Below are 19,875 nucleotides of genomic sequence, written 5' to 3'. Positions count from 1 at the left end.
CGAGTCGATGAGAACCCTGGAGTTGCTGTCGAGGTCTCGGGGAGAGCGAGCGATGGAGACCGAGTCGGAGCCTTACGTCCGTCTCTCGACCCTGCGGCAGCTGCACCAGGTCGTGGCGGACCTCAACACCGCGCGCAGCCTGGCGGACACCCTGCAGACCGTCGCGGACGGCGTGGTCGCCGGCCTCAACTACGAGCTGGCCTGCGTCAACCTCGTGCGCCCCGACGGTGACCTGGTCGTCGCCGCCTTCGCCGGAAGCTCCGCCGCCGAGGCCCTGATCACCGGCCGGGTCGGCTCCCGCGAAGCCTGGGACCGCCGCCTCTCCATGGGCGTCGCCTGGGGCGAGCTGCGGTTCATCCCGCACACCGAGGGCTGGGTCCTCCTGGAGGACGACGTCCCCCAGTGGCACACCGACGGCCCCGCGCCCCGCTTCGAGGACGAGTGGCACCCCCACGACCGGCTCTACGCCCCGATGTACTCCCCCTCGCTGGGCTCCGGCCGCGAACTCCTCGGCGTCATATCCGTCGACCGCCCGCGCAACGGCCGGCACCCGGGCCCCTGGGGCCAGGAGGCGCTCCAGATGTACGCCTCGCAGTCGGCCATCGCCATCAGCAACGCCCGCCTCCGCTCCAACATGCAGCGGGCCCTGGTCCGGCTCGAACGGGAGCAGCAGGCCCTCCGCGCCAGCGAGGAGTCCTTCCGCCAGGCGTTCGAGTACGCCCCCTCCGGCATGGCCATCGCCGAGATGGGCGGCGACCAGCACGGCCGGCTCCTGCGCACCAACGACGCCCTGTGCCGGCTCCTCGGCCGGCCCGCCTCCGTGATGCGCCGCTACTCCTTCGCGGACCTCGTCCACCCCGAGGACATCGGCACCCTCCTGCGGACCTCCGCCGAGGGCGGCCGGGCCGAGCTGCGGCTCGCCCGCCGCGACGGCACCTACGTCTGGGTGTCCCTGCGCAACTCCGTCGTCGCCGACACCACCGACGGCCCCCGTTTCCTCCTCACCCACGTCGAGGACATCGAGGAGCGCAAGCGCCACGAACTCCAGCTCGCCCACCGCGCCTCGCACGACGCCCTCACCGGCCTCCCCAACGGCGCCGAGCTGCGCTCCCGGCTCTCCGCCCGCCTCTGCGAGCGGCCGGCGTCCCGCACGACGGGCGACGAGGCCGCGTACGGCGGGTACGACGCCGGGCGGGGGTACGGGACGGGGTACGGCCCCGCGCACGACGGCGGCCCCGGCTACGAGCCGTACGAACAGCGCGAGCCGTACGAGCCCTACGAGCCGTACGAACACGAGCACGGCTTCGGTTTCGAGCCGGTGGGGGGCTCCGGGTCCTACGACCACCACGTCCACATGACGGCGCCCCCGGGCGGCGAGACGGACGACGGCGCCAAGGGGCTCGCGGTCCTCTTCTGCGACCTCGACGGCTTCAAGTCGATCAACGACCGCTTCGGCCACCACACCGGCGACGCCGTCCTCATCGAGGTGGCCCGCCGCCTCACCACCGGCGTCCGGGACGGGGACACCGTCGCCCGGCTCGGCGGTGACGAGTTCGTCGTCCTCGCCGACGGCCTCGGCGCGGCCGACGCCGCCGACCTGGCCGTACGCCTCCGCAACGCGATCATCCCGCCCATCCGGGTGGACGGGCGGGCGGTCCGGGTCGGCGCCAGTTTCGGCATCGGCTGGGCCGAGTGCGGGATGTCCGTGGAGGAGGTCCTGAACTCCGCCGACCAGCGCATGTACGTGGAGAAGCGCTCCCGCGCCAAGGTCCAGCGCCGGGCCGGCTGACGTACGCGCCGGGCGTGGGCGGGGCGAGGGCCCGGGTCGGCCGATGGTCCGTTCGGGGTAGGCTCGGCCGGTCGGCGACGGCTGGCGAGCATGGAGAGGATGACCCGGATGGCTGCCGGTAACGACGGCGCGAACAAGCCCGAGGACGACGATCCGTTCGGCTACCTGTACGCGGACGGCCAGGCAGCGGGTGCCCAGCCCCCGCAGGGCGGCGGCTACGGCTACCCCGGCCCCGCGCCCGCCCAGCCCGGCGTGCCCCGGACCTCGTACAACCAGGTCAGAACGGTCGGCGAGCGCCAGTACGGCGGTCAGCAGCACACGCAGCCGTACGTGCCGCCGCAGCAGCAGGGACCGTACGGCCAGCCGCAGGCGCAGTACGCCGCGCCCGAGACCTACGGCGGCCGGCAGCAGCCCCGTCCGACCCCGCCCCCGCAGCGCGGCGGCTCCGGCCGGGGCCCCAACACCCGCGGTCTGCTGATCGGCGCGGTCGCGGTCGTCGCGGTCGTGGTGATCGGCATCGCGGCCGCGGTGATCACGAACACGGGCAAGGGCGAGGACGGGAAGAAGAACGGGGCCGAGGGCGTCACGCCCCCGCCGGTCTCCTCCTCCCGGCCCGTCGAGACGCCGAGCGGCGACCCCACCTCGGCCTCGCCGACCCCGGCCGACCTGCCGCGCCAGGACGCGGCCACGCTCCAGCTCGGCGGCCCCGCGAAGCTCGACACGGCCGTCAAGGGCGCGAAGGGTCCGGGCGGCGCCTACGTCACCTTCAACGGCGCGGGCGGCTCCGCGAGCTGGTCCGTGGACGTGCCCAAGAGCGGCGACTACACGCTCCGGATCACGTACAGCGTGCCCGGCAAGGACGCCAAGACCTCCCTGACGGTCAACGGCGCGGCGCCCCGCGAGGTCAACATGTCCAACTTCGCGAAGGCCGCCGAGGGCGACTGGGAGAAGGGGTGGACCTACACCTACGCCTACGTGAAGCTCGACAAGGGCTCGAACTCGCTCAAGATCTCCTGCGAGGCGGGCAACTCCTGCGACGCGATCCTGGACCAGGTCTACCTGGAGGCCGGACACACCGGCAAGGGCTGACGCGCGTGACACTCCGAGGGCCCCGGGAAGCACGTCTTCCACGGGGCCCCCGTCTTTCCGCGCGGGGGGGTCCGCGCCGACGCGAGGCGGGCGGAGCGGGGGCCGGCGACGGTGGTGGCGCCCCCGGACGGCCCCCTCCGCCGGTCCGTTCACCGAACAGATGGATCGTTTCCGTACAACCCTTCCCTTCGCGCCGGGGTCTGTTGGCACGTGACGCGCACCGCGTCCTCACGGACCAAGGGGAGAGTTCATCGTGTTTCGCACGGACACCGTCCTGGCGGCCGCCGTCGCCGTGGCCCTCGCGCTGACCGTCGGCACGGCCGCCGCCGCACCCGCGACCGCCGTCACGCCCTCCTCCGTCCCGGCCGGGCAGCAGGACCAGTTGACCTTCCCGCGGCAGAGCCGGATCGTCAGCGCCGGAGCGACCGGGTTCCTGACCCAGAGTGCCGAGGGGCTCCGCTGGACACGCTTCGCCGACGGATCGACGACCCGGGTCGAGGCGCTGGGCTGGCAGCGGGGCACCCTGGTCGCCCAGAAGTCCCCGGGCGTCTACCAGCTCCGCGACCTCGACACCGGCGCCGAGCCCGTCACGATCGACCTCTCCGGCCGGGGCATCGCCTACCAGTACCTGGGGATCAGCGGCTCGTCCCTCGTCCTCCTGACCGGAGGCGAGGTCCACCTGGTCAGCACGGTGGACGGCCGGATCGTGGACCGCCGGGTGACCGGCCTGCCCGCGTTCCCCGACCTGAGGCCCGTCGCGGCGAGCACCGGCGGCGCGGTCGCCGTGTACCTCGACTACGGCGCGCAGCTGGCGGTGATCGACACCGCCACGGCGAAGGTCACCGGGACCCACCGGTTCCCCGGGGGGATCGACCACGCCGCCCTCTCGGACACGACCCTCGTCGTGAGCCGTTCCCTCCAGCGCGAACCCGTCGGGATCAGTCTCGTCGACAGGGAGACCGGGACCGTCACGGAGAAGCCGCTGGGGACCGGGGGCAAGGCCGACGTCGAGCTGTTGGGGGACTGGGTGCTCGCCTCGAACCCCGACGGCCTCGCCTACGCCACCTCGCCCGACCTGGTCCCGTTGACCGCGTACCACGGGGACGGCCGGACGGTGAAGCTGCTGGACCACAGCACGTCCTGGGCCGCCGCACCGGACGGCACGCTCCTGGTGCGCGGCGGGTCGAAGGAGCACGGCGAGGGCCTCTACCGGATCTCGTCCGGTCCCGACGGCGTCCCCTCCGCCACGTTCCTGGCCGGCAGCGGAGAGTCCGCCGAACTGGGCGAGCCGACGACCACCGCGCCGAAGGAGGTCGTCTTCGGCGAGGGGAACGACGACGCCTACTTCACGTGGGAGATGTCGCGTGACAACGTACGCCTGGAGTGGACCCTCCGGCACACCGCCACGGGGCTGACGCGGCGCGTGGACATCGCCTGGCGGCCGTACAGCGGCCCCCCGTACCTCCACTGGAGGGGCGAGATGGACGGCGCCGCCGGTCCCAGCGGCGCCTACACGTGGGAACTCACCGCCACCCCGCTCAACGGGATCGGCGCACCGGTCCACGCCTCGGGCGCGTTCGACCTGATCCGCAGGGCCGCCCCGCACGACTTCAACGACAACGGTTCGCCGGACATCCTCGCCAGGGACACGGCGGGCCGGCTCTGGCGGGACGACACGCACCGCCCGCCGTTCCCCGACAACACGCTCCGCCCGGTCTCGCGCACCTCGCTGGGCGGCGGCTGGCAGGCGTACGACCGGATCGAGGCGACCGGCAACCTCGGCGGCTCGGCGACCGGCGACCTCCTGGCCCGCGACCGGAGCAGCGGGGAGCTCTGGCTGTACCAGGGCAAGGGGGACGGCGCCTTCGCCCCCCGGATCAGGGTCGGCACCGGGTGGGGCGTCTACGACAGGATCACCGGCGGCAGCGATCTGAACTCCGACGGGAAGCCCGACGTGCTCGCCACCGACAGGTCCGGCGGCCTCTGGCTCTACCCCGGCACCGGGAACGCCGCCGCCCCGCTCGGCGACCGGAAGCAGATCGGCACCGGGTGGGGCGTCTACAACCGGATCGTCGCCACCGGCGACCTGGCCGGGACGCCCGCCGGAGACCTCGTCGCCCGTGACAAGGACGGCGTCCTCTGGGCGTACCCCGGCCTCGGCAACGGTACCTTCGGGCCGCGCACGAGGATCGGCGGCGGCTGGAACGCGTACACCCACTTCGTCGCCACCGGCCCGACGGCCGGCGGGCTCAGTGGAGACCTGCTGGCGGTCGGACCGGACGGTTCGGCCCTCTACCGGTCCACGGGGTCCTGGGACGAGCCGCTGCGCCGGGACGCGCCCACACCGCTCTACGCGGGTGAGACGACCCGGTTCGACAACTACTCCTGACGCCGTACGCCGAGGAAACGGCGCCTGGACGCGCGTGGCGGGCATCGCCCGCCACGGCCGCGCAGCCGTACACGCACCACGGGCGCCGCCCGTCGGATCCGTCCCCCTCACCGTCCTTCCGAGAGGAACAACCCGCCTTGTCCCGCACGTGGAACACCGTCCCGCGCCCCCGGTCGCTGACCGTGGCGATCACCGCCGTCCTCGCCGTCACCGCCGGATCCCTGGCGACGGCTCCGGCCGCCGTCGCCGTGCCGGCCGCCGTGTCGAAGCCCGCCGCCGAGGCCGCCCTCTCCTTCCCCGTCACCTCCGAGATCGTCAGCGCGGGCACCACGGGCTTCCTCAGCAGGAGCACCGCCGGCGAGTACCGCTGGACGCGCTTCTCCGACGGCACGTCGACGGTCCTCACCAGCGCGGCCCCGGTCCTCGGCGCCGCCTCCGACGTCGTCGTCACGCAGACCGACGACCTCGTCCTGCGGATCCGGGACATGGCCACGGACGCGGCGCCCGCCGAGATCGACCTCAAGACGCTCGGAGGTGGGGTCAACGTCGCGCTGGGCGCCGTAGGTTCCACCGTCGTCACCACGGTCCACACCTCCACCGGCACCACCGAACTGCACGTCGTCGGCCGCGCCGCCGACGGCACCGTCCTGAACCGCGCCGTCACCGGAATGCCCGCCGGTGCCGGGGAGTTCGCCGTGCGTTCCGCCGTACCCGGCGGCGTTCTCGTCGGCTACCGGGTCGGCGGCAAGACCTGGCACGCCGTCGTCGACCTGGCCGCGAACGCGGTCACCGAGACGTACGTGAACCCCTGGCCCGCCGCCGACTCCCCTTCCGCGGCCCTCTCCTCCACCCACGTGGCCTGGGTGGAGGACGGGGATCACGTCTACGGCGGGAGGAAGAAGACCGTGGTCGTCACCGACCGGAAGACCGGCGGGACACAACGCTTCACCCTCTCCCCCGCCACCGGTGTCAAAGTCGGTCTGACGGGCACCTGGGTGACCTACGGGGAGGACGCCACCGACCCGTTCAGCAACCGGCATCCCCTCGTCGCCCGCTCCCTGGGGACCGACCCGGGGAAGGAACTCCTGGAGCACGCGACCAGCCTCACCACCGCCCCCGACGGCACGCTCCTCGTGCGCGGCGGATCCGTCGTGGAGGGCGAGGGCGAGGGGCTGTACCGCGTCACGGCCGGCGCCGAGGACGTGACCCGCGCACTGGTGGCCCGCAGCGGCGAGCCGACTCGCCTGGTCGTGACCGGGCACAACATCCCGGACGTGCTCGACCTCGACCAGTACCGCGACGGGTTCCCGTTCACGTTCCGGACGAACCGGCGGAACGTGGGAGTCACGGTGACACTCGGGTACGACTGGTCGTCCGACTACCAGTACTACCTGTGGGAGGGGCAGGCCACCGTCAAGGACGCGAGCCCCGGGGCCGGGACCGTGAAGGTTCCCTGGAACGGCTGGCGCTACGACAGCTACCAGGGGAGCCAATCGGCCGGACCCATGAGGAACGGGCCGCTCGGCTGGAACGTGCACATCTACCCGCTCGACGGCGTGGGCCCCGACGTGCGGCTGTCCGGAACCACCCACATCACCCGCGCGCCCCGCAGGCACGACTTCACCGACAACGGCTACCCGGACCTGCTCGGCGTCGACGGAGCCGGTGACCTGACCATGTACGACGAGATGGGATGGGGCTCCCGCTGGGGCACCGGCTGGAACATCTACGACCGCGTCTCGGTCCCCGGGGACCTCGGCGGCGCCACTCCCCAGCCCGAGGTCATCGGCCGGGACAGGAACGGCGAGCTGTGGGTCTACCCGTACGACAAGGGCCTCAAGCCGCGCGTGCGGATAGGCACCGGCTGGAACATCTACGACAAGATCGTGGGGGGCAGCGAACTGACCGGCGACGGCAGGGCCGATCTCCTGGCCACCGACACGGCCGGCCGCCTGTGGCTCTACCCCGGCACCGGCAACGTCGACGCGCCGTTCGGCGACCGGAAGCAGATCGGCACCGGATGGGGCGTCTACAACCAGATCGTCGCCACCGGCGACCTCGCCGGGTCCGCAGCCGGGGACCTCGTCGCCCGTGACAAGGACGGCGTCCTCTGGCTGTACACCGGTCTCGGCAACGGCACCTTCGGGCCGCGCACGAGGATCGGCGGCGGCTGGAACGCGTACAGCCGGATCGTCAGCATCGGCGACGACGACAACGACGGACGCCCCGACCTGATCGCGTACCTCCCGAATCCGGCGGACCCCCAGAAGAACGTGTACCGCTACCGGGGCACGGGCGACGCGGCGGCCCCCTTCGCCCCGAGGGTCCTGGGCACGGCGCCCGGACAGGACGCGAGCCAGGTCTTCTAAAGGGTGTTGACCGCAGGGGTGTTGACGCGGGTCGGCACCCCTAGGCGGTCTCCTCGGTCACCTTCACCCGCGGCAGCAGCTCCTCGTACGCCTCCGCGTCGAACTCCCCGGCCACCGGGGAGAGGACCGTCGCCGTCGAGAGGGCGACCGCCCGGACGAGGCGGTCCGGCCAGGGGACGCCGTCGACCAGGCCCGAGAGCAGGCCGGCGACGGCCGAGTCGCCCGCGCCCGTGGGGTTGCCCCTGACGGCGGCGGGCGGGGCCGCCCGCCAGAGGCCGTCGGGGGTGGCGGCGAGCAGGCCCTCGGGGCCGAGCGAGGCCACCACCGCGTGGGCGCCCCTGCGGCGCGCGTCGAGGGCGGCCCGGCGGGATTCGCGGGAGCCGGTGAGCTGGGCGAGTTCGTCGGCGTTGGGCTTGACCAGGTCGGGACGGGCGGCGATGCCCCGCCGCAGGGGTTCGCCGCTGGTGTCGAGGAGGACGGGCACGCCGGCGGCGCGGGCGAGCCGGACGAGCTCCGCGTACGCGCCGACGTGGACGCCCGGCGGGAGGCTGCCGCAGAGGGCGACGGCCGCCGCGCCGCCGAGGAGCCGGGCGAAGCGCTCGCGGAAGGACTCCCACTCGGCGGGGGAGACGGTCGGGCCCGGCTCGTTGAGCTGGGTGGTGTCCCCGTCGGAGGCGTCGACCACGGCGACGGTGCGGCGGGTCGGGCCGGCCGTCGTGACCAGTTCGTCGCGGACCGGGGTGGCCGCGAGCGCCTCCCGGAGCACGGCCCCGGTGGCGCCGCCCGCGAAGCCGGTGGCGACGGTCTCGTACCCGAGGGCGGCGAGGACCCGGGACACGTTGAGGCCCTTGCCGCCGGGACGTTCGACGACCTGGGTGATCCGGTGCGAGGCGCGCGGGACGAGGGCGGGGACCCGGTAGGTCAGGTCCAGCGCCGTGTTGAGGGTGACCGTCACAATCACCTGTCCACCCCGTGTTCCCTGTGGAGACCGCTGGAACGTGTGTTCCGGCGGTTTCCGATCATGCCAAACGGAGGGCGGTTGGCCCAGCCCCGAGCGCGTCGCTCTTCCGTACCCCCTCCGGCCGTGCCACGGGCCGGCCGGCGGCCGGTTCGACGATCCAGGTGCCCTTGCGCATGACGCCCTTGAGGTCGAAGTCGGCGTCGAGGACGACGAGGTCGGCGTCCTTGCCCGGCTCCAGGGAACCGACCCGGTCGTACACGCCGAGGAGGCGGGCCGGGTTGGCGGAGACGGCCTGCACGACCGACTCGACGGGGAGGCCGTCGACGGTGACGGAGCGCTTGAAGGCGCGGTCCAGGGTCAGGGTGGAACCGGCGATGGAGCCGCCCTCGACCAGCCGGGCGACGCTGTCCTTCACCTCGACCTCCAGCGTGCCGAGCATGTAGCTGCCGTCGCCGAAGCCGGCGGCGTCCATGGCGTCGGTGATGAGCGCGACGCGCGCGGCGCCCGCGTGGTGGAAGGCCAGCTCCAGGGCGGCGGGGTGCAGATGGGTGCCGTCGTTGATCAGCTCGACGGTGATCCGCTCGTCCTCCAGGAGGGCGGCGATCGGACCGGGCGCGCGGTGCCCGAGGGCGGGCATCGCGTTGTAGAGGTGGGTGGCGACGGTGGCGCCCGCGTCGATGGCCTCGACGGTCTGCTCGTACGTGGCGTCGGTGTGGCCGATGGCGGCGATCACGCCGTGCTCGGCGAGCAGGCGCACGGAGTCGAGGCCGCCGGGCAGCTCGGTGGCGAGGGTGACCATCCGGGCCCGGCCGCGACCGGCGTCGATCAGCTTGCGGACCTCGGCCGGGTCGGGGTCGCGCAGCAGCGTCTCGTCGTGGGCGCCCTTGCGGCAGGGGGAGATGAACGGGCCCTCGAAGTGGAGCCCGGCGAGGTCGCCCTGTTCGGCCAGCTCGGAGAGGAGCCCGGCCCGCTCGGTGAGGAAGTCCATGGCGCCGGTGACGAAGGAGGCCACCAGGGTGGTGGTGCCGTGCAGGCGGTGGGTGCGGATGCCCTTGAGGACCTCCTCGACGGTGCCGGAGGTGAAGGAGGCGCCGCCGCCGCCGTGGTTGTGCATGTCCACGAAGCCGGGGACGATCCAGTGGCCGCTCAGGTCCAGGGCGGGAGCGCCCTCGGGAGCGCTGCCCGCGATGCGCCCGCCCTCGACGATCACGCGTCCGTTCTCGACGATCCCGGTGGGCAGCACGACGCGTGCGCCGGCGAGAACCTTGTGATCGGCCATCAGGCGGAAACCTCCGAGTCGGTGGGGCGCGGGTCGGCGAGCAGGTCCCAGGCGAGCAGGCCCGCGCCCAGGCAGCCGGCGTTGTCCCCGAGGGCCGCCGGGACGATGGCGGGCAGCTTCTGGAACGTGACGCGCTCCTCCACGGCGGCCCGGAGTGGTGTGAACAAGGTTTCCCCGGCTTCGGCGAGTCCGCCACCGATGATGAGCGTGCGGGGGTCGAGAAGGGTGAGCGCGGTGACCAGACCGTCCGCGAGGGCGTCGACGGCGTCCTGCCAGACCCGTACGGCCGCGGGGTCGCCGGACGCGACGGCCTTCGCGCAGTCGGCGGCGTCCGCGCCGGGCCCGCCGCCCGCCTCGGACCAGGCGAGGGAGACGGCCGAGGCGGAGGCGTACCGCTCCAGGCAGCCGCGCTGGCCGCAGCCGCACGCGGTGCCGCCGGGGCGGACGACGATGTGGCCGATCTCGCCGGCGTAGCCGTGGGCGCCGGCCTCGATGCGCTCGCCGATGCCGATGGCGCCGGCGATGCCGGTGCCCAGGGGGACGAAGAGGAAGCGGTCGGCGCCGTTGCCCGCGCCGACGCGGCCCTCCGCGAGGCCGCCGGCGCGCACGTCGTGGCCGAGGGCGACGGGGACGCCGCCGAGGCGGCGGGCCAGGAGTTCGCGCAGGGGAACGTCGCGCCACCCGAGGTTGGCGGCGTAGACGGCGATGCCGTTCTCGGCGTCGACGATGCCGGGGACGGCGACCCCGGCGGCCGCGGCGGGCTGCCCGTACCGCTCCCGGCCGAAGGCGTGCAGCTCTTCGGCGAAGTCGAGGATCGTCCCGACCACGGCCTCCGGGCCGCGGTCGCGCCCGGTGGCGCGCCGGGCCTCGTGCAGCAGGGTGCCGTCCGCCCCGACGAGGGCGGCCTTCATGCCGGTGCCGCCCACATCCAGGGCGATGACGTGTCTCACGGGGACAGTCTGACGCCCGGGACCCCAAAAGGTCTAGTCCACTTTCGGGGATTGTTGCGCGTGGATACAAAATCGAACACCGGCCCGAACCGGCCCGTTTCCCGGCGTTGCGGAAGTGATATCCGGGTGGTGTAGACCTCGTACCCGCGCACGGGGCAGACTTGCGGCCTTGACCGGAGCAAACGTGCAGCTCAACGACGAGCAAAAGGTGGATGAAGCCGTGGAGCGGCGACGATTTCTTGGACTGACCGCGGCCGCCGCCGCCCTCGGACTGACCGCCACGGTCTCCGGCTGCGGCTCCCTGGGGGGCGGCTCCGGCGACGTGACCCTCAGACTGGTCGCCGCCGAGTACGACCTCACCGGCGGTGACAGCACCAAGAAGTACTGGACCGCCCTCGCCGCCGCCTTCGAGGCGAAGCACCCCAAGGTCAAGATCGAGGTCCAGGTGGAGTCCTGGGACGACGTCGACCGCAAGGTCGCCGAGATGGTCAAGGCGGGCAAGGCCCCCGACATCGCGCAGATCGGCGCCTACGCCGACTACGCGTCCGCCGGCCACCTCTACTCCGCCGACGAACTCCTCTCCATACCGGTGCAGGCCAACTTCCTGGCCCCGCTGGTCGCCGCCGGCGAGACCAAGCGCACCCAGTACGGCATGCCCTTCGTCGCCTCCACCCGGCCCCTCTTCTACAACAAGGCCCTCTTCGAGAAGGCCGGCGCCGAGCCCCCCACCACCTGGGACGAGCTGGCCGAGGCGGCCGGGAAGCTGAAGGAGAAGGGCGTCCGCACCCCCTTCGCGCTGCCGCTCGGCCCCGAGGAGGCCCAGGCCGAGGCCATGATGTGGCTGCTCGCCGGGGGCGGCGGCTGGACCGACGCCACCGACCACTACGCCGTCGACTCCGACGCCAACGTGCGCACCTTCGAGTGGCTGCGCACGAACCTCGTCGGCAAGGGCCTCACCGGTCCCGTCGCACCGGGCAAGCTCAACCGCAAGGCCGCCTTCGCCGCCTTCGCGAACGGCGAGGTCGGCATGCTCAACGGCCACCCCTCGCTCCTCAAGGAGGCCGCGAAGAAGGGCGTCCAGGTCGGGCAGGTGCCCCTCCCCGGCGTCGACGGCCCGCCCAGGACCTCCATGGGCGTCGCCGACTGGATCATGGGCTTCAAGCAGAACGGTCACCGCAAGGAGATCGGCGACTTCCTCAACTTCGTCTTCAGCGACGAGAACGTCCTGAAGTTCGCCGGGGACAACGACCTCCTGCCGGTCACCGTCAGCGCCTCCACCCGCATGGAGACCGACCCCGCCCACGCCAACCTGCGCGTCTTCCTCAAGGTCCTCCCCGACGCGCAGCTCCCGCCGGTCGGCAAGACCTCCTGGGCCAAGGTCAGCGAGAACGTCAAGCAGAACATCGGCAGGGCCGTCACGCCGAACGGGCGCCCCGCCGAGGTCCTGGGCTCGATCGGCCGAGCGGCGACGGCGGCGGAGGCCGCCGAGTAATAGGTTGGTCGTATGACCGAGGACCGGGAAGCGGAGCACGGGGCGCACGAGGAGGACGGCGGGGAGACCGGCGGGGACGGACGCGGCGGGCCCGGCGGTACTGAGGAGGCCGGCGGGTCCGGCGGCTCCGGCGGCTCCGGCGGCTCCGGCGGCCCGGGTGCGACCGGCGCGGCAGGCGGTCCCGGCGAGGCCCTCACCGAGCGGGAGCGGGAGCTCCTCGCCGTCGAGCGCCGCTCCTGGCCCGGACCCGGCGCCAAGGAACGGGCCGTGCGCGAGCGCCTCGGCCTCTCCCCGACGCACTACTACCAGCTGCTCAACGCCCTCCTCGACGACCCGCGCGCCCTCGCCCACGACCCGGTGACCGTCAACCGGCTGCGCCGGGTCCGCGAGGAGCGACAGCGCAGGCGGTAGGGGACGGGGGCGGCGGGACGGGAACGGCCCCCCGGCCGGACGCGCGTCGGCGCGGGCGCTCCGCACGGGTACGGCGGGACGCCGTGGGTAGGGTCGGACACATGGCCACCAGCCTTCCGCACCCGACCACGCCCGCAGGCCGCGACGGTCTGGCCGCGATCCTCGCGCGGCCCGGGGAGACCGTCGTCGCCCTCGACTTCGACGGCACGCTCGCCGACATCGTCCCCGACCCCGAAGCGGCCCGCGCCCACCCCGGCGCCGTGGCCGCCCTCGCCGCCCTCGCCCCCGCGGTCGCCTCCGTCGTCGTGGTGACCGGCCGCCCCGCCGGGGTCGCCGTCCGCCACGGCGGCTTCGCCGGCGTCCCCGGCCTGGAACACCTCGTCGTCCTGGGCCACTACGGCGCCGAACGGTGGGACGCCGCCACCGGCACCGTGGAAGCCGCCCCCGTCCACCCGGGCGTGGCCGCCGTTCGCGCCGAACTGCCGGGCTTCCTGGAGCGGTCCGGGACCTCGCCGGGCGTCCGGATCGAGGAGAAGGGCCGCGCGGTCGCGGTCCACACCCGCCGGGCCGCCGACCCCGAGGGCGCCTTCGCTGCGCTGAAGGGCCCGCTCGCCGAGCTGGCCGCCCGCCACGGGCTCGTCCTGGAGCCCGGCCGGATGGTCCTCGAACTGCGGCCCCCCGGCGTGGACAAGGGCGTGGCGCTCGGCGGGTACGTCCGGGAGACGGGGGCCGGGTCCGTGCTCTACGCGGGTGACGACCTGGGCGACCTGCCCGCCTTCGCCGCCGTCGAGAAGCTCCGCGCCGACGGCACCCCGGGCCTCCTGGTGTGCAGCGACTCCGGCGAGGTCCCGGAACTCTCCGGCCGCGCGGACCTCTCGGTCCCGGGCCCGGCCGGCGTCGTGGCCCTCCTGGAGGCGCTCGCGGAGGCGGTACGGGGCGGCTGACCGGCGGGCGGTACGAGAGGCCCGGCCGGACCGGAACCGGTCAGCGCTCCCGCACCGTCAGGAGCCGCCCGGCTGCCCCCGGCCCCGTCGTGACCCCGGCCCACGACAGCCCGCCCGGACGGCGGGAGAGCCGGACGGGCGTCCGCCACGTGTGCACGGCGACCACCCACCGGCCCCGGCCACGCCTTTCCCCGATGCCACCGGCCCCGGCCCACGACGGCCCGCGCGTCCCCGTGGCGGGGGTGGGGCACCCCCGAGGAACGGAGCGGAGCGAGTACCGCAGGGGCTCCCGTACGGCGGGTGCGCTTACCTCCTTAAGACGGAGCGACCCGGGCAGGGCGCTGACCTGCGCGGATGTCTGGGTCACGTTGCAGGTACGCAGGTTTTTCATGCGAAACTGAATAAAGTGCCGACTCTTGCTTAGTTCTTCATGCGAGAATGAATGAGATGTCGAAAGGTTCGGCAGAAGCTATCCAGCCCTGGGTGATTTCATCCAGTCACGGAGGTACCCTTTGCGCGCGGTCCGACGAGTGACCAGGATCGAGACGGTCAACCGAACCACGGGAGAGGTGCAGGACCTCACCGTGCACTCGTCGGTGGGTGCCGCGTACGGGCTCTGGTTCCGGGGAGGTGGGTTCACCACGATGGGGTACGAGGCCCACGACGCCCTCGCCGAGGCCGACCTCAGCGGAGCGTGCTACAAGCTGTTCCACAAAATGTGCGCCCTGCAGAACCGCAAGGACCACGGGCTCGTGCGGGTGGACACCCAGGCCAAGTTCGCCGAGCAGGTGGGCATGTCGCAGCCGACGGTGTCGAGAGCCCTCAAGCAGCTCGCGGAAGCGGGGTTCATCTACCCCGACGGCCGGGACTGGCGCCTCCGCCCCGACTTCGTCTTCAACGGCAACGGGGCCGCCCAGGGCCGGGCGATCCAGGGCATCCCCGAGGACGCCCCCGACCCGTACCGGCAGAAGGGCCCCGGGCTGACCGTCATCGACGGCGGCGACGACAGCGACGCGTGAGCGGCGCGGGCCGCGCCGCCGTACCCGTCAGGGCTGCCCCGGATTCCTGAGCGCCTCCAACTGGTCCAGGAACCAGCGCTGCGGCGGCAGGGCCGTGGCCGCCGCCGCCAGGCGCTTGGTGCGGTCGGCGCGTTCGGGCGCGGGCATCGAGAGGGCGGTGTGGAGGGCCTCCGCCGTCTCCGACACGTCGAAGGGGTTCACCGTCAGGGCGTCCTCGCGCAGTTCCTCGTACGCACCCGCCCCCCGGGACAGGACCAGGGCGCAGCCCGCCTCCGAGACCACCGGTATCTCCTTGGCCACCAGGTTCATGCCGTCGCGGACCGGGTTCACCAGGGCCACGTCCGCGAGGCGGTAGGCCGCGAGCGAGCGGACGAAGTCGTCCTTCACCGAGACGAGGACCGGGGTCCAGTCCTCCGTGCCGAACTCGGCGTTGATCTCCTCCGCGAGCGCCGCCACCGAGGCCGTGTACGAGCGGTACACCTCCAGGTCCTGGCGCGAGGGGTACGCCGACGCCAGGTGGACCACCCGGCCGCGCCACTCGGGGTGCGCGTTCAGGAGTTCCCGGTAGGCGAGCAGGCCGCGCAGGATGTTCTTCGACAGCTCGGTGCGGTCGACGCGGACGATGGTCTTCCGGTCGCCGACCTCGGCCCGCAGCTCCGCCAGCCGCTCGTCCACGGCCGGCCGGTACGCAAGCGCCCGCAGCTCCTCGGCGTCGACGCCGAGCGGATGCACCGCGACGCGCGTCCCGGTGCCCTCGACGGGCGCGCCGCTCGTGAAGCAGTCGGCCCAGGCCCGAGTGTGGAACCCCACCTCGTCCGCGCCGAGCATGCCCCACAGCAGCTCCTCGCGGATGTCGTCCGGCAGCATCCCCAGGTACGCGGGGGAGGCCCACGGGGTGTGGGTGAAGTGCGAGATCCGCAGGTCCGGGCGCAGCTCGCGGAGCTGCCCGGGGACCAGCGCCAGGTGGTAGTCCTGCACCAGGACCGCCGCGCCCTCGTCCGCCTCGGCCGCCAGCGCCTCCGCGAAGGCGCGGTTGTAGGCGCGGTACGCCTCCCAGCGGCGCCGGAACCCCGCGTCGAAGGCGGGCTCGCGCGGGATGTCGTACAGGTGGTGGTGGAGGAACCACAGCACCGAGTTCGCGATGCCGTTGTACGCGCCGTCGTACACGGCCGGGTCGATGTCCAGCATCCGCACGCCGGGCTCGCCGACGCCGCGCCGGACCGCCTCCCGGTCGCCCTCGCCGAGGGCCGCGCACACCCACAGGCTGTCCTGCGAGGAGACGGCGCTCAGCCCGGAGACCAGGCCGCCGCCACCCCTCCGGGTGTCGAGCGAACCGTCCTCGCCGAGCGTGTACGAGACCGGACCCCGGTTGGATGCCACGAGCACAGTAGCCATGTGGCGAACCTAGCCCGTCCCGTAAACGCTCAAACGTACGGATACGAGACGGGGGAGTTCCGGCCACGGAGGGTCACGGAGGCGATCGGGCCGGGAGGGGGCGGCTCCGGGCCGGGCGGAGGGCGGTCCCGGGCCCGACGGGGGAGGGCCCCGGGCCGGGAGCGGGGCCGGTCCGCCGGGGAGCGGCCCCGGCCGGTCAAGGGGCGGTTCTGCTCCGCAGCGCCGCCCTCGCCACCCACCCCGTTCCCGCCAGCGCCGCCACGAGCCCGCCGAGCAGCCACAGCCGCTCGGCGCTCCCCCGGGGCCGGGGCCGGGCTCCGGGCGGGGCGGGCGCCGGTGCCGGGGCGGTGGCCGGGAGGACGGCGCGGTTCCCGGGGCCTCGTGCCGCCGACGCGGGGCCCGACGCCGCCGACGCGGGCGCGGGGCCCGGCGGCGCCGCGGCGGGCGCGGGGCCCGGCGGCGCCGAGGCGGGCGCGGGGCCCGCCGCGACCGGTACCAGCGCGACCGCCGCCAGGGCCGTCGCCGTCAGCGCCCTGCCCATACGTTGTCCGAAGCCCATGGGGAAGAAATGTAGGCAAAGCGAATCATCGGACGGCGTTACGCCACGCGGCGCCGCGCGTACTCCGCGATCCCTGCCATCGGCGGCCGCTCCTCCGTGTCCACCGCGTACGTGCGCGGCTCGAAACCCCGCTCGCCGCGCTCGAACTGGGTCAGCCACGGCCGCACCAGGTGCCCCCGCGAGAGCCGCAGCTGCGCCGTCCGGTAGATGGTCGCCGCCATCCGGCCCAGCGCGTGCCCGTCCTGGTTCCGGTGCTTGCGCACCCCCACGTCCACCTGTGCGAGCGCGTCCAGGCCCACCGTGTGGAGCGCGTCCACGAGGAGGCCCAGCTCCACCCCGTAGCCGACCGGGAAGGGCAGCCGCTCCAGGAGCGAGCGGCGGGCCGCGTACTCGCCGCCGAGCGGCTGGACGAAGCCGGCCAGCTGCGGCCAGTGCAGGTTGAGCAGCGGGCGCGCCATCAGCTCCGTCACCCGGCCGCCCTGGCCGGGGACGCCGTCCAGCGGACGGTCGTACATCGCCTTGACGAGGTGGACCTCCGGGTCGGTCAGGAGCGGGCCGACGATCCCCGTGACGAAGTCGGCGGAGAAGTCCCGCAGGTCCGCGTCCACGAAGCACACCACGTCCCCGTCGGTCGCCATCAGCGACCGCCACAGGACCTCGCCCTTGCCGGGCACGGCCGGTATCCGGGGGAGGACCGCGTCCCGCGCGACCACCCGGGCGCCGGCCGCCGCCGCGACCTCCGCCGTGCGGTCGGTGGAGCCCGAGTCGACCACCACCAGTTCGTCGACGAGCGGCACCGACTCCGACATCAGCTCGCGCCGGATCACGGTGACGATGTCCCCGACCGTCGCCTCCTCGTTCAGCGCCGGCAGCACCACGCTGACCGTCGTCGCACGCTTGGCGGCGAGGATCCGCTCCATCGGCCGGTCCGCCACGGACCAGGACCGCCGGGCCAGCCAGCGCTCCACCTCTTCCAGCACGTGATCTCCATCTCGCGGTTCGGACGGGCCGTCCAAGCGCCCGGGCCTTCGGTTACAGTCTTGAACAACGCGACCGCCCTCCGCACTTCGGGGTGGCATCCGCGCCGGAGCGCAGGAACGAAAGTCCACCGCGCTTCACAACCGAATACCGCTCATCCAGAGGGGCAGAGGGAAACGGCCCGTTGAAGCCCCGGCAACCCTCCAGTCGGTCAGTCTCGTACTCCATCGGGGTCCACCGGCTAGGGAAGGTGCCAAATCCGTCTCATGGCGAAAAATTCGTCATGGGAAAGATGAGGAGAAAGGGCCTCGCCTCCATGGCTGTACAGACCGTCGCACCCTCCACCGCCGTCGACCTCGGTCCCGCGACCGGACTCTCCTGTCGCGAATGCGGTGAAGTCTTCGCCCTCGGCCCGATCTTCGCCTGCGCCCTCTGTTTCGGGCCGCTCGAAGTGGCCTACGACCTGCCGACCGGCGACCCCGAGGCACTGCGGAAGCGGATCGAGGCCGGCCCCGCCAGCATCTGGCGCTACGCCCCCCTCCTGCCCGTCCCCGCCGACGTGGCCGAGAAGCCGAACCTGAACCCCGGCTGGACCCCGCTCGTCAAGGCCGACAACCTCGCCCGCGAGATCGGCGTCGCCCCCGGGAAGCTCTTCGTCAAGGACGACTCGGGCAACCCGACCCACTCCTTCAAGGACCGGGTCGTCGCCCAGGCCATCGAGGCCGCCCGCGCCTTCGGCTTCACCACCCTCTCCTGCTCCTCCACCGGCAACCTGGCCGGCGCCGTCGGCGCCGCCGCCGCCCGCGCCGGCTTCCGCTCCTGCGTGTTCATCCCGCACGACCTGGAGCAGGGCAAGGTCGTCATGGCCGGCGTCTACGGCGGGGACCTCGTCGCCATCGAGGGCAACTACGACGACGTGAACCGCTTCTGCTCGGAGCTGATCGGCGACCCGCTCGGCGAGGGCTGGGGCTTCGTGAACGTCAACCTGCGCCCGTACTACGGCGAGGGCTCCAAGACGCTCGCGTACGAGATCTGCGAGCAGCTCGGCTGGGTGATCCCGGACCAGCTCGTCATCCCGATCGCGTCCGGCTCCCAGCTCACCAAGATCGACAAGGGGCTCCAGGAGCTCGTCAAGCTGGGCCTGGTCGAGGACAAGCCGTACAGGATCTTCGGCGCCCAGGCCGAGGGCTGCTCCCCGGTCTCCGCCGCCTACAAGGCCGGCCACGACGTGGTCCGCCCGCAGAAGCCGAACACGATCGCCAAGTCGCTCGCGATCGGCAACCCGGCCGACGGCCCGTACGTCCTCGACATCGCCCGCCGCACCGGCGGCGCCGTGGAGGACGTGAACGACGAGCAGGTCGTGGACGCGATCAAGCTGCTCGCGCGGACCGAGGGCATCTTCGCGGAGACGGCGGGCGGCGTGACCGTCGGCGTCACCCGCAAGCTCGTGGAGAACGGCCTCCTCGACCCGGAGCTGACCACCGTCGTCCTCAACACCGGCGACGGCCTCAAGACCCTGGACGCGGTGGCCGACACCTCGCAGGCGACCGCCACCATCCGCCCGAGCCTGGACGCGTTCCGCGACGCCGGCCTGGCGCACTGAAGCCCCCCAGCCCCCGAAAGGTGACGAAGTCATGGCCGTGAACGTCCGCATCCCCACCATCCTCCGCACCTACACCGGCGGACGGTCCGAGGTCCCGGCCGAGGGCGCGACCCTCGCCGAGGTCATCGCTGACCTGGAGAAGAACCACACGGGCATCGCCGCCCGCGTCCTGGACGACCAGGGCAGGCTGCGCCGCTTCGTCAACGTCTACGTGAACGACGACGACGTGCGCTTCGAGCAGGGCCTGGAGACGGCCACCCCGGACGGCGCGGGCGTCTCGATCATCCCGGCGGTCGCCGGAGGCTGCTGAACGGCGGGCCGGGCGTCCCCGCCGGCCCGCCCCTTCCGCTCCGTTCTTCCGGGTCCGTCCTTTTCGGATCGCCCGTGAACCATCCTCGAATTGCCCCTTCCGCATCCATAAGCGGAAGGGGCAATTCTGTATGGTTGAGCGCGGTAGAGTTGGGGAAGCCCCCTCCGTCGCTCATGCCGGGCGCATATGAGAACGCCCCCCGACATGACAAGAAGTGGCCAAACCGTGCGCGCGTTGTGCACCTTCTGCGCGCTTTGCCGGGCCCGACTTGCCCGGACATTCAAGGGATTCTCCCTTTCCTCCTTTCTGGCGTGCCCAGAATTCTCGCTCGAACGGCC

The 19,875-nt window shown here is 73.2% G+C and carries 15 protein-coding genes, 1 pseudogene and 1 riboswitch; of the genes and pseudogenes, 10 read left to right on the top strand and 6 right to left on the bottom strand.

Going from position 1 to position 19,875, the window contains the following annotated elements:
- Nucleotides 1-52 precede the first annotated feature (52 nt).
- From cdgB to ACZ6AQ_RS05390, 4 genes are all read left to right on the top strand, one after another.
- Nucleotides 53-1,789, top strand: coding sequence for a diguanylate cyclase CdgB (cdgB, locus tag ACZ6AQ_RS05405; RefSeq protein ID WP_468757685.1), 1,737 nt, complete (start codon nt 53-55; stop codon nt 1,787-1,789).
- A gap of 108 nt (nt 1,790-1,897) precedes the next feature.
- The gene (locus ACZ6AQ_RS05400) at nt 1,898-2,878 is read left to right on the top strand and encodes a CBM35 domain-containing protein (RefSeq protein ID WP_468757683.1); all 981 of its coding nucleotides are present in this window, start codon (nt 1,898-1,900) and stop codon (nt 2,876-2,878) included.
- A 253-nt stretch (nt 2,879-3,131) separates the two neighbouring features.
- Nucleotides 3,132-5,267, top strand: a complete 2,136-nt coding sequence (locus ACZ6AQ_RS05395; protein WP_468757681.1) for a hypothetical protein — start codon at nt 3,132-3,134, stop codon at nt 5,265-5,267.
- 137 nt (nt 5,268-5,404) lie between these two features.
- Nucleotides 5,405-7,636 carry an FG-GAP-like repeat-containing protein gene (locus ACZ6AQ_RS05390; protein ID WP_468757679.1) on the top strand — a complete coding sequence of 744 codons (2,232 nt, stop codon included), beginning with the start codon at nt 5,405-5,407 and terminating at the stop codon, nt 7,634-7,636.
- A gap of 40 nt (nt 7,637-7,676) precedes the next feature.
- Here ACZ6AQ_RS05390 and ACZ6AQ_RS05385 read toward each other — a convergent pair whose 3' ends face one another.
- The 3 genes from ACZ6AQ_RS05385 to ACZ6AQ_RS05375 are packed head-to-tail and all read right to left on the bottom strand — an operon-like array spanning nt 7,677 to nt 10,826.
- Nucleotides 7,677-8,597, bottom strand: a complete 921-nt coding sequence (locus tag ACZ6AQ_RS05385) for a 1-phosphofructokinase family hexose kinase (protein ID WP_468757677.1) — start codon at nt 8,595-8,597, stop codon at nt 7,677-7,679.
- A 58-nt stretch (nt 8,598-8,655) separates the two neighbouring features.
- Nucleotides 8,656-9,876: an N-acetylglucosamine-6-phosphate deacetylase gene (gene nagA, locus ACZ6AQ_RS05380; protein WP_468757675.1), complete on the bottom strand. Its 1,221-nt coding sequence runs from the start codon at nt 9,874-9,876 to the stop codon at nt 8,656-8,658.
- On the bottom strand, nt 9,876-10,826 hold the full coding sequence (locus tag ACZ6AQ_RS05375) for an ROK family protein (protein ID WP_388688589.1): 951 nt from the start codon (nt 10,824-10,826) through the stop codon (nt 9,876-9,878). Before ACZ6AQ_RS05375 ends, nagA begins: the two co-directional genes overlap by 1 nt.
- 208 nt (nt 10,827-11,034) lie before the next feature.
- Here ACZ6AQ_RS05375 and ACZ6AQ_RS05370 point away from each other — a divergent pair, with 208 nt between their 5' ends.
- The 4 genes and pseudogenes from ACZ6AQ_RS05370 to ACZ6AQ_RS05355 all read left to right on the top strand — a co-directional run bounded on the left by ACZ6AQ_RS05370 (nt 11,035) and on the right by ACZ6AQ_RS05355 (nt 14,692).
- Nucleotides 11,035-12,318, top strand: coding sequence for an extracellular solute-binding protein (locus ACZ6AQ_RS05370; protein WP_468757850.1), 1,284 nt, complete (start codon nt 11,035-11,037; stop codon nt 12,316-12,318).
- A 177-nt stretch (nt 12,319-12,495) separates the two neighbouring features.
- Nucleotides 12,496-12,729: pseudogene (locus ACZ6AQ_RS05365) on the top strand (DUF3263 domain-containing protein); the annotation flags it as partial.
- A 101-nt stretch (nt 12,730-12,830) separates the two neighbouring features.
- Nucleotides 12,831-13,673 (top strand): trehalose-phosphatase, encoded by an 843-nt coding sequence (gene otsB, locus ACZ6AQ_RS05360; RefSeq protein ID WP_468757673.1) that lies wholly within the window; start codon nt 12,831-12,833, stop codon nt 13,671-13,673.
- Nucleotides 13,674-14,203: 530 nt separating this feature from the next.
- Nucleotides 14,204-14,692, top strand: coding sequence for a helix-turn-helix domain-containing protein (locus tag ACZ6AQ_RS05355; RefSeq protein ID WP_468757671.1), 489 nt, complete (start codon nt 14,204-14,206; stop codon nt 14,690-14,692).
- A gap of 27 nt (nt 14,693-14,719) precedes the next feature.
- Here the strand turns inward: ACZ6AQ_RS05355 and ACZ6AQ_RS05350 are convergent, their stop codons facing one another.
- The 3 genes from ACZ6AQ_RS05350 to ACZ6AQ_RS05340 all read right to left on the bottom strand — a co-directional run bounded on the left by ACZ6AQ_RS05350 (nt 14,720) and on the right by ACZ6AQ_RS05340 (nt 17,626).
- On the bottom strand, nt 14,720-16,087 hold the full coding sequence (locus ACZ6AQ_RS05350) for an alpha,alpha-trehalose-phosphate synthase (UDP-forming) (protein ID WP_468757669.1): 1,368 nt from the start codon (nt 16,085-16,087) through the stop codon (nt 14,720-14,722).
- Nucleotides 16,088-16,283: 196 nt separating this feature from the next.
- On the bottom strand, nt 16,284-16,646 hold the full coding sequence (locus tag ACZ6AQ_RS05345; RefSeq protein ID WP_468757667.1) for a hypothetical protein: 363 nt from the start codon (nt 16,644-16,646) through the stop codon (nt 16,284-16,286).
- Nucleotides 16,647-16,684: 38 nt separating this feature from the next.
- Nucleotides 16,685-17,626, bottom strand: a complete 942-nt coding sequence (locus tag ACZ6AQ_RS05340) for a glucosyl-3-phosphoglycerate synthase (RefSeq protein ID WP_468757666.1) — start codon at nt 17,624-17,626, stop codon at nt 16,685-16,687.
- Between the two features lie 149 nt (nt 17,627-17,775).
- A riboswitch (SAM riboswitch) is annotated at nt 17,776-17,923 on the top strand.
- Nucleotides 17,924-17,940: 17 nt separating this feature from the next.
- On the opposite strand from ACZ6AQ_RS05340, the gene thrC reads away from it, so the two are divergent.
- Both thrC and ACZ6AQ_RS05330 read left to right on the top strand, forming a co-directional pair.
- Nucleotides 17,941-19,227 (top strand): threonine synthase, encoded by a 1,287-nt coding sequence (gene thrC, locus ACZ6AQ_RS05335; protein ID WP_388688579.1) that lies wholly within the window; start codon nt 17,941-17,943, stop codon nt 19,225-19,227.
- Between the two features lie 31 nt (nt 19,228-19,258).
- Nucleotides 19,259-19,537 carry a MoaD/ThiS family protein gene (locus ACZ6AQ_RS05330; protein WP_468757664.1) on the top strand — a complete coding sequence of 93 codons (279 nt, stop codon included), beginning with the start codon at nt 19,259-19,261 and terminating at the stop codon, nt 19,535-19,537.
- Nucleotides 19,538-19,875 lie beyond the last annotated feature (338 nt).

It is taken from the genome of Streptomyces sp. NPDC041191 (assembly GCF_055591945.1).
Note: the sequence above shows the minus strand (reverse complement) of the source record. Positions and strands in the feature narration are given on the sequence as shown.

Excerpts from the sequence above, each read along its gene's own strand:
- otsB (WP_468757673.1), top strand. The coding sequence starts at position 12,831 with ATGGCCACCAGCCTTCCGCACCCGACCACGCCCGCAGGCCGCGACGGT.
- ACZ6AQ_RS05345 (WP_468757667.1), bottom strand. The coding sequence starts at position 16,646 with ATGGGCTTCGGACAACGTATGGGCAGGGCGCTGACGGCGACGGCCCTG.
- ACZ6AQ_RS05350 (WP_468757669.1), bottom strand. The coding sequence starts at position 16,087 with ATGGCTACTGTGCTCGTGGCATCCAACCGGGGTCCGGTCTCGTACACG.
- ACZ6AQ_RS05330 (WP_468757664.1), top strand. The coding sequence starts at position 19,259 with ATGGCCGTGAACGTCCGCATCCCCACCATCCTCCGCACCTACACCGGC.
- cdgB (WP_468757685.1), top strand. The coding sequence starts at position 53 with ATGGAGACCGAGTCGGAGCCTTACGTCCGTCTCTCGACCCTGCGGCAG.
- nagA (WP_468757675.1), bottom strand. The coding sequence starts at position 9,876 with ATGGCCGATCACAAGGTTCTCGCCGGCGCACGCGTCGTGCTGCCCACC.
- thrC (WP_388688579.1), top strand. The coding sequence starts at position 17,941 with ATGGCTGTACAGACCGTCGCACCCTCCACCGCCGTCGACCTCGGTCCC.
- ACZ6AQ_RS05400 (WP_468757683.1), top strand. The coding sequence starts at position 1,898 with ATGGCTGCCGGTAACGACGGCGCGAACAAGCCCGAGGACGACGATCCG.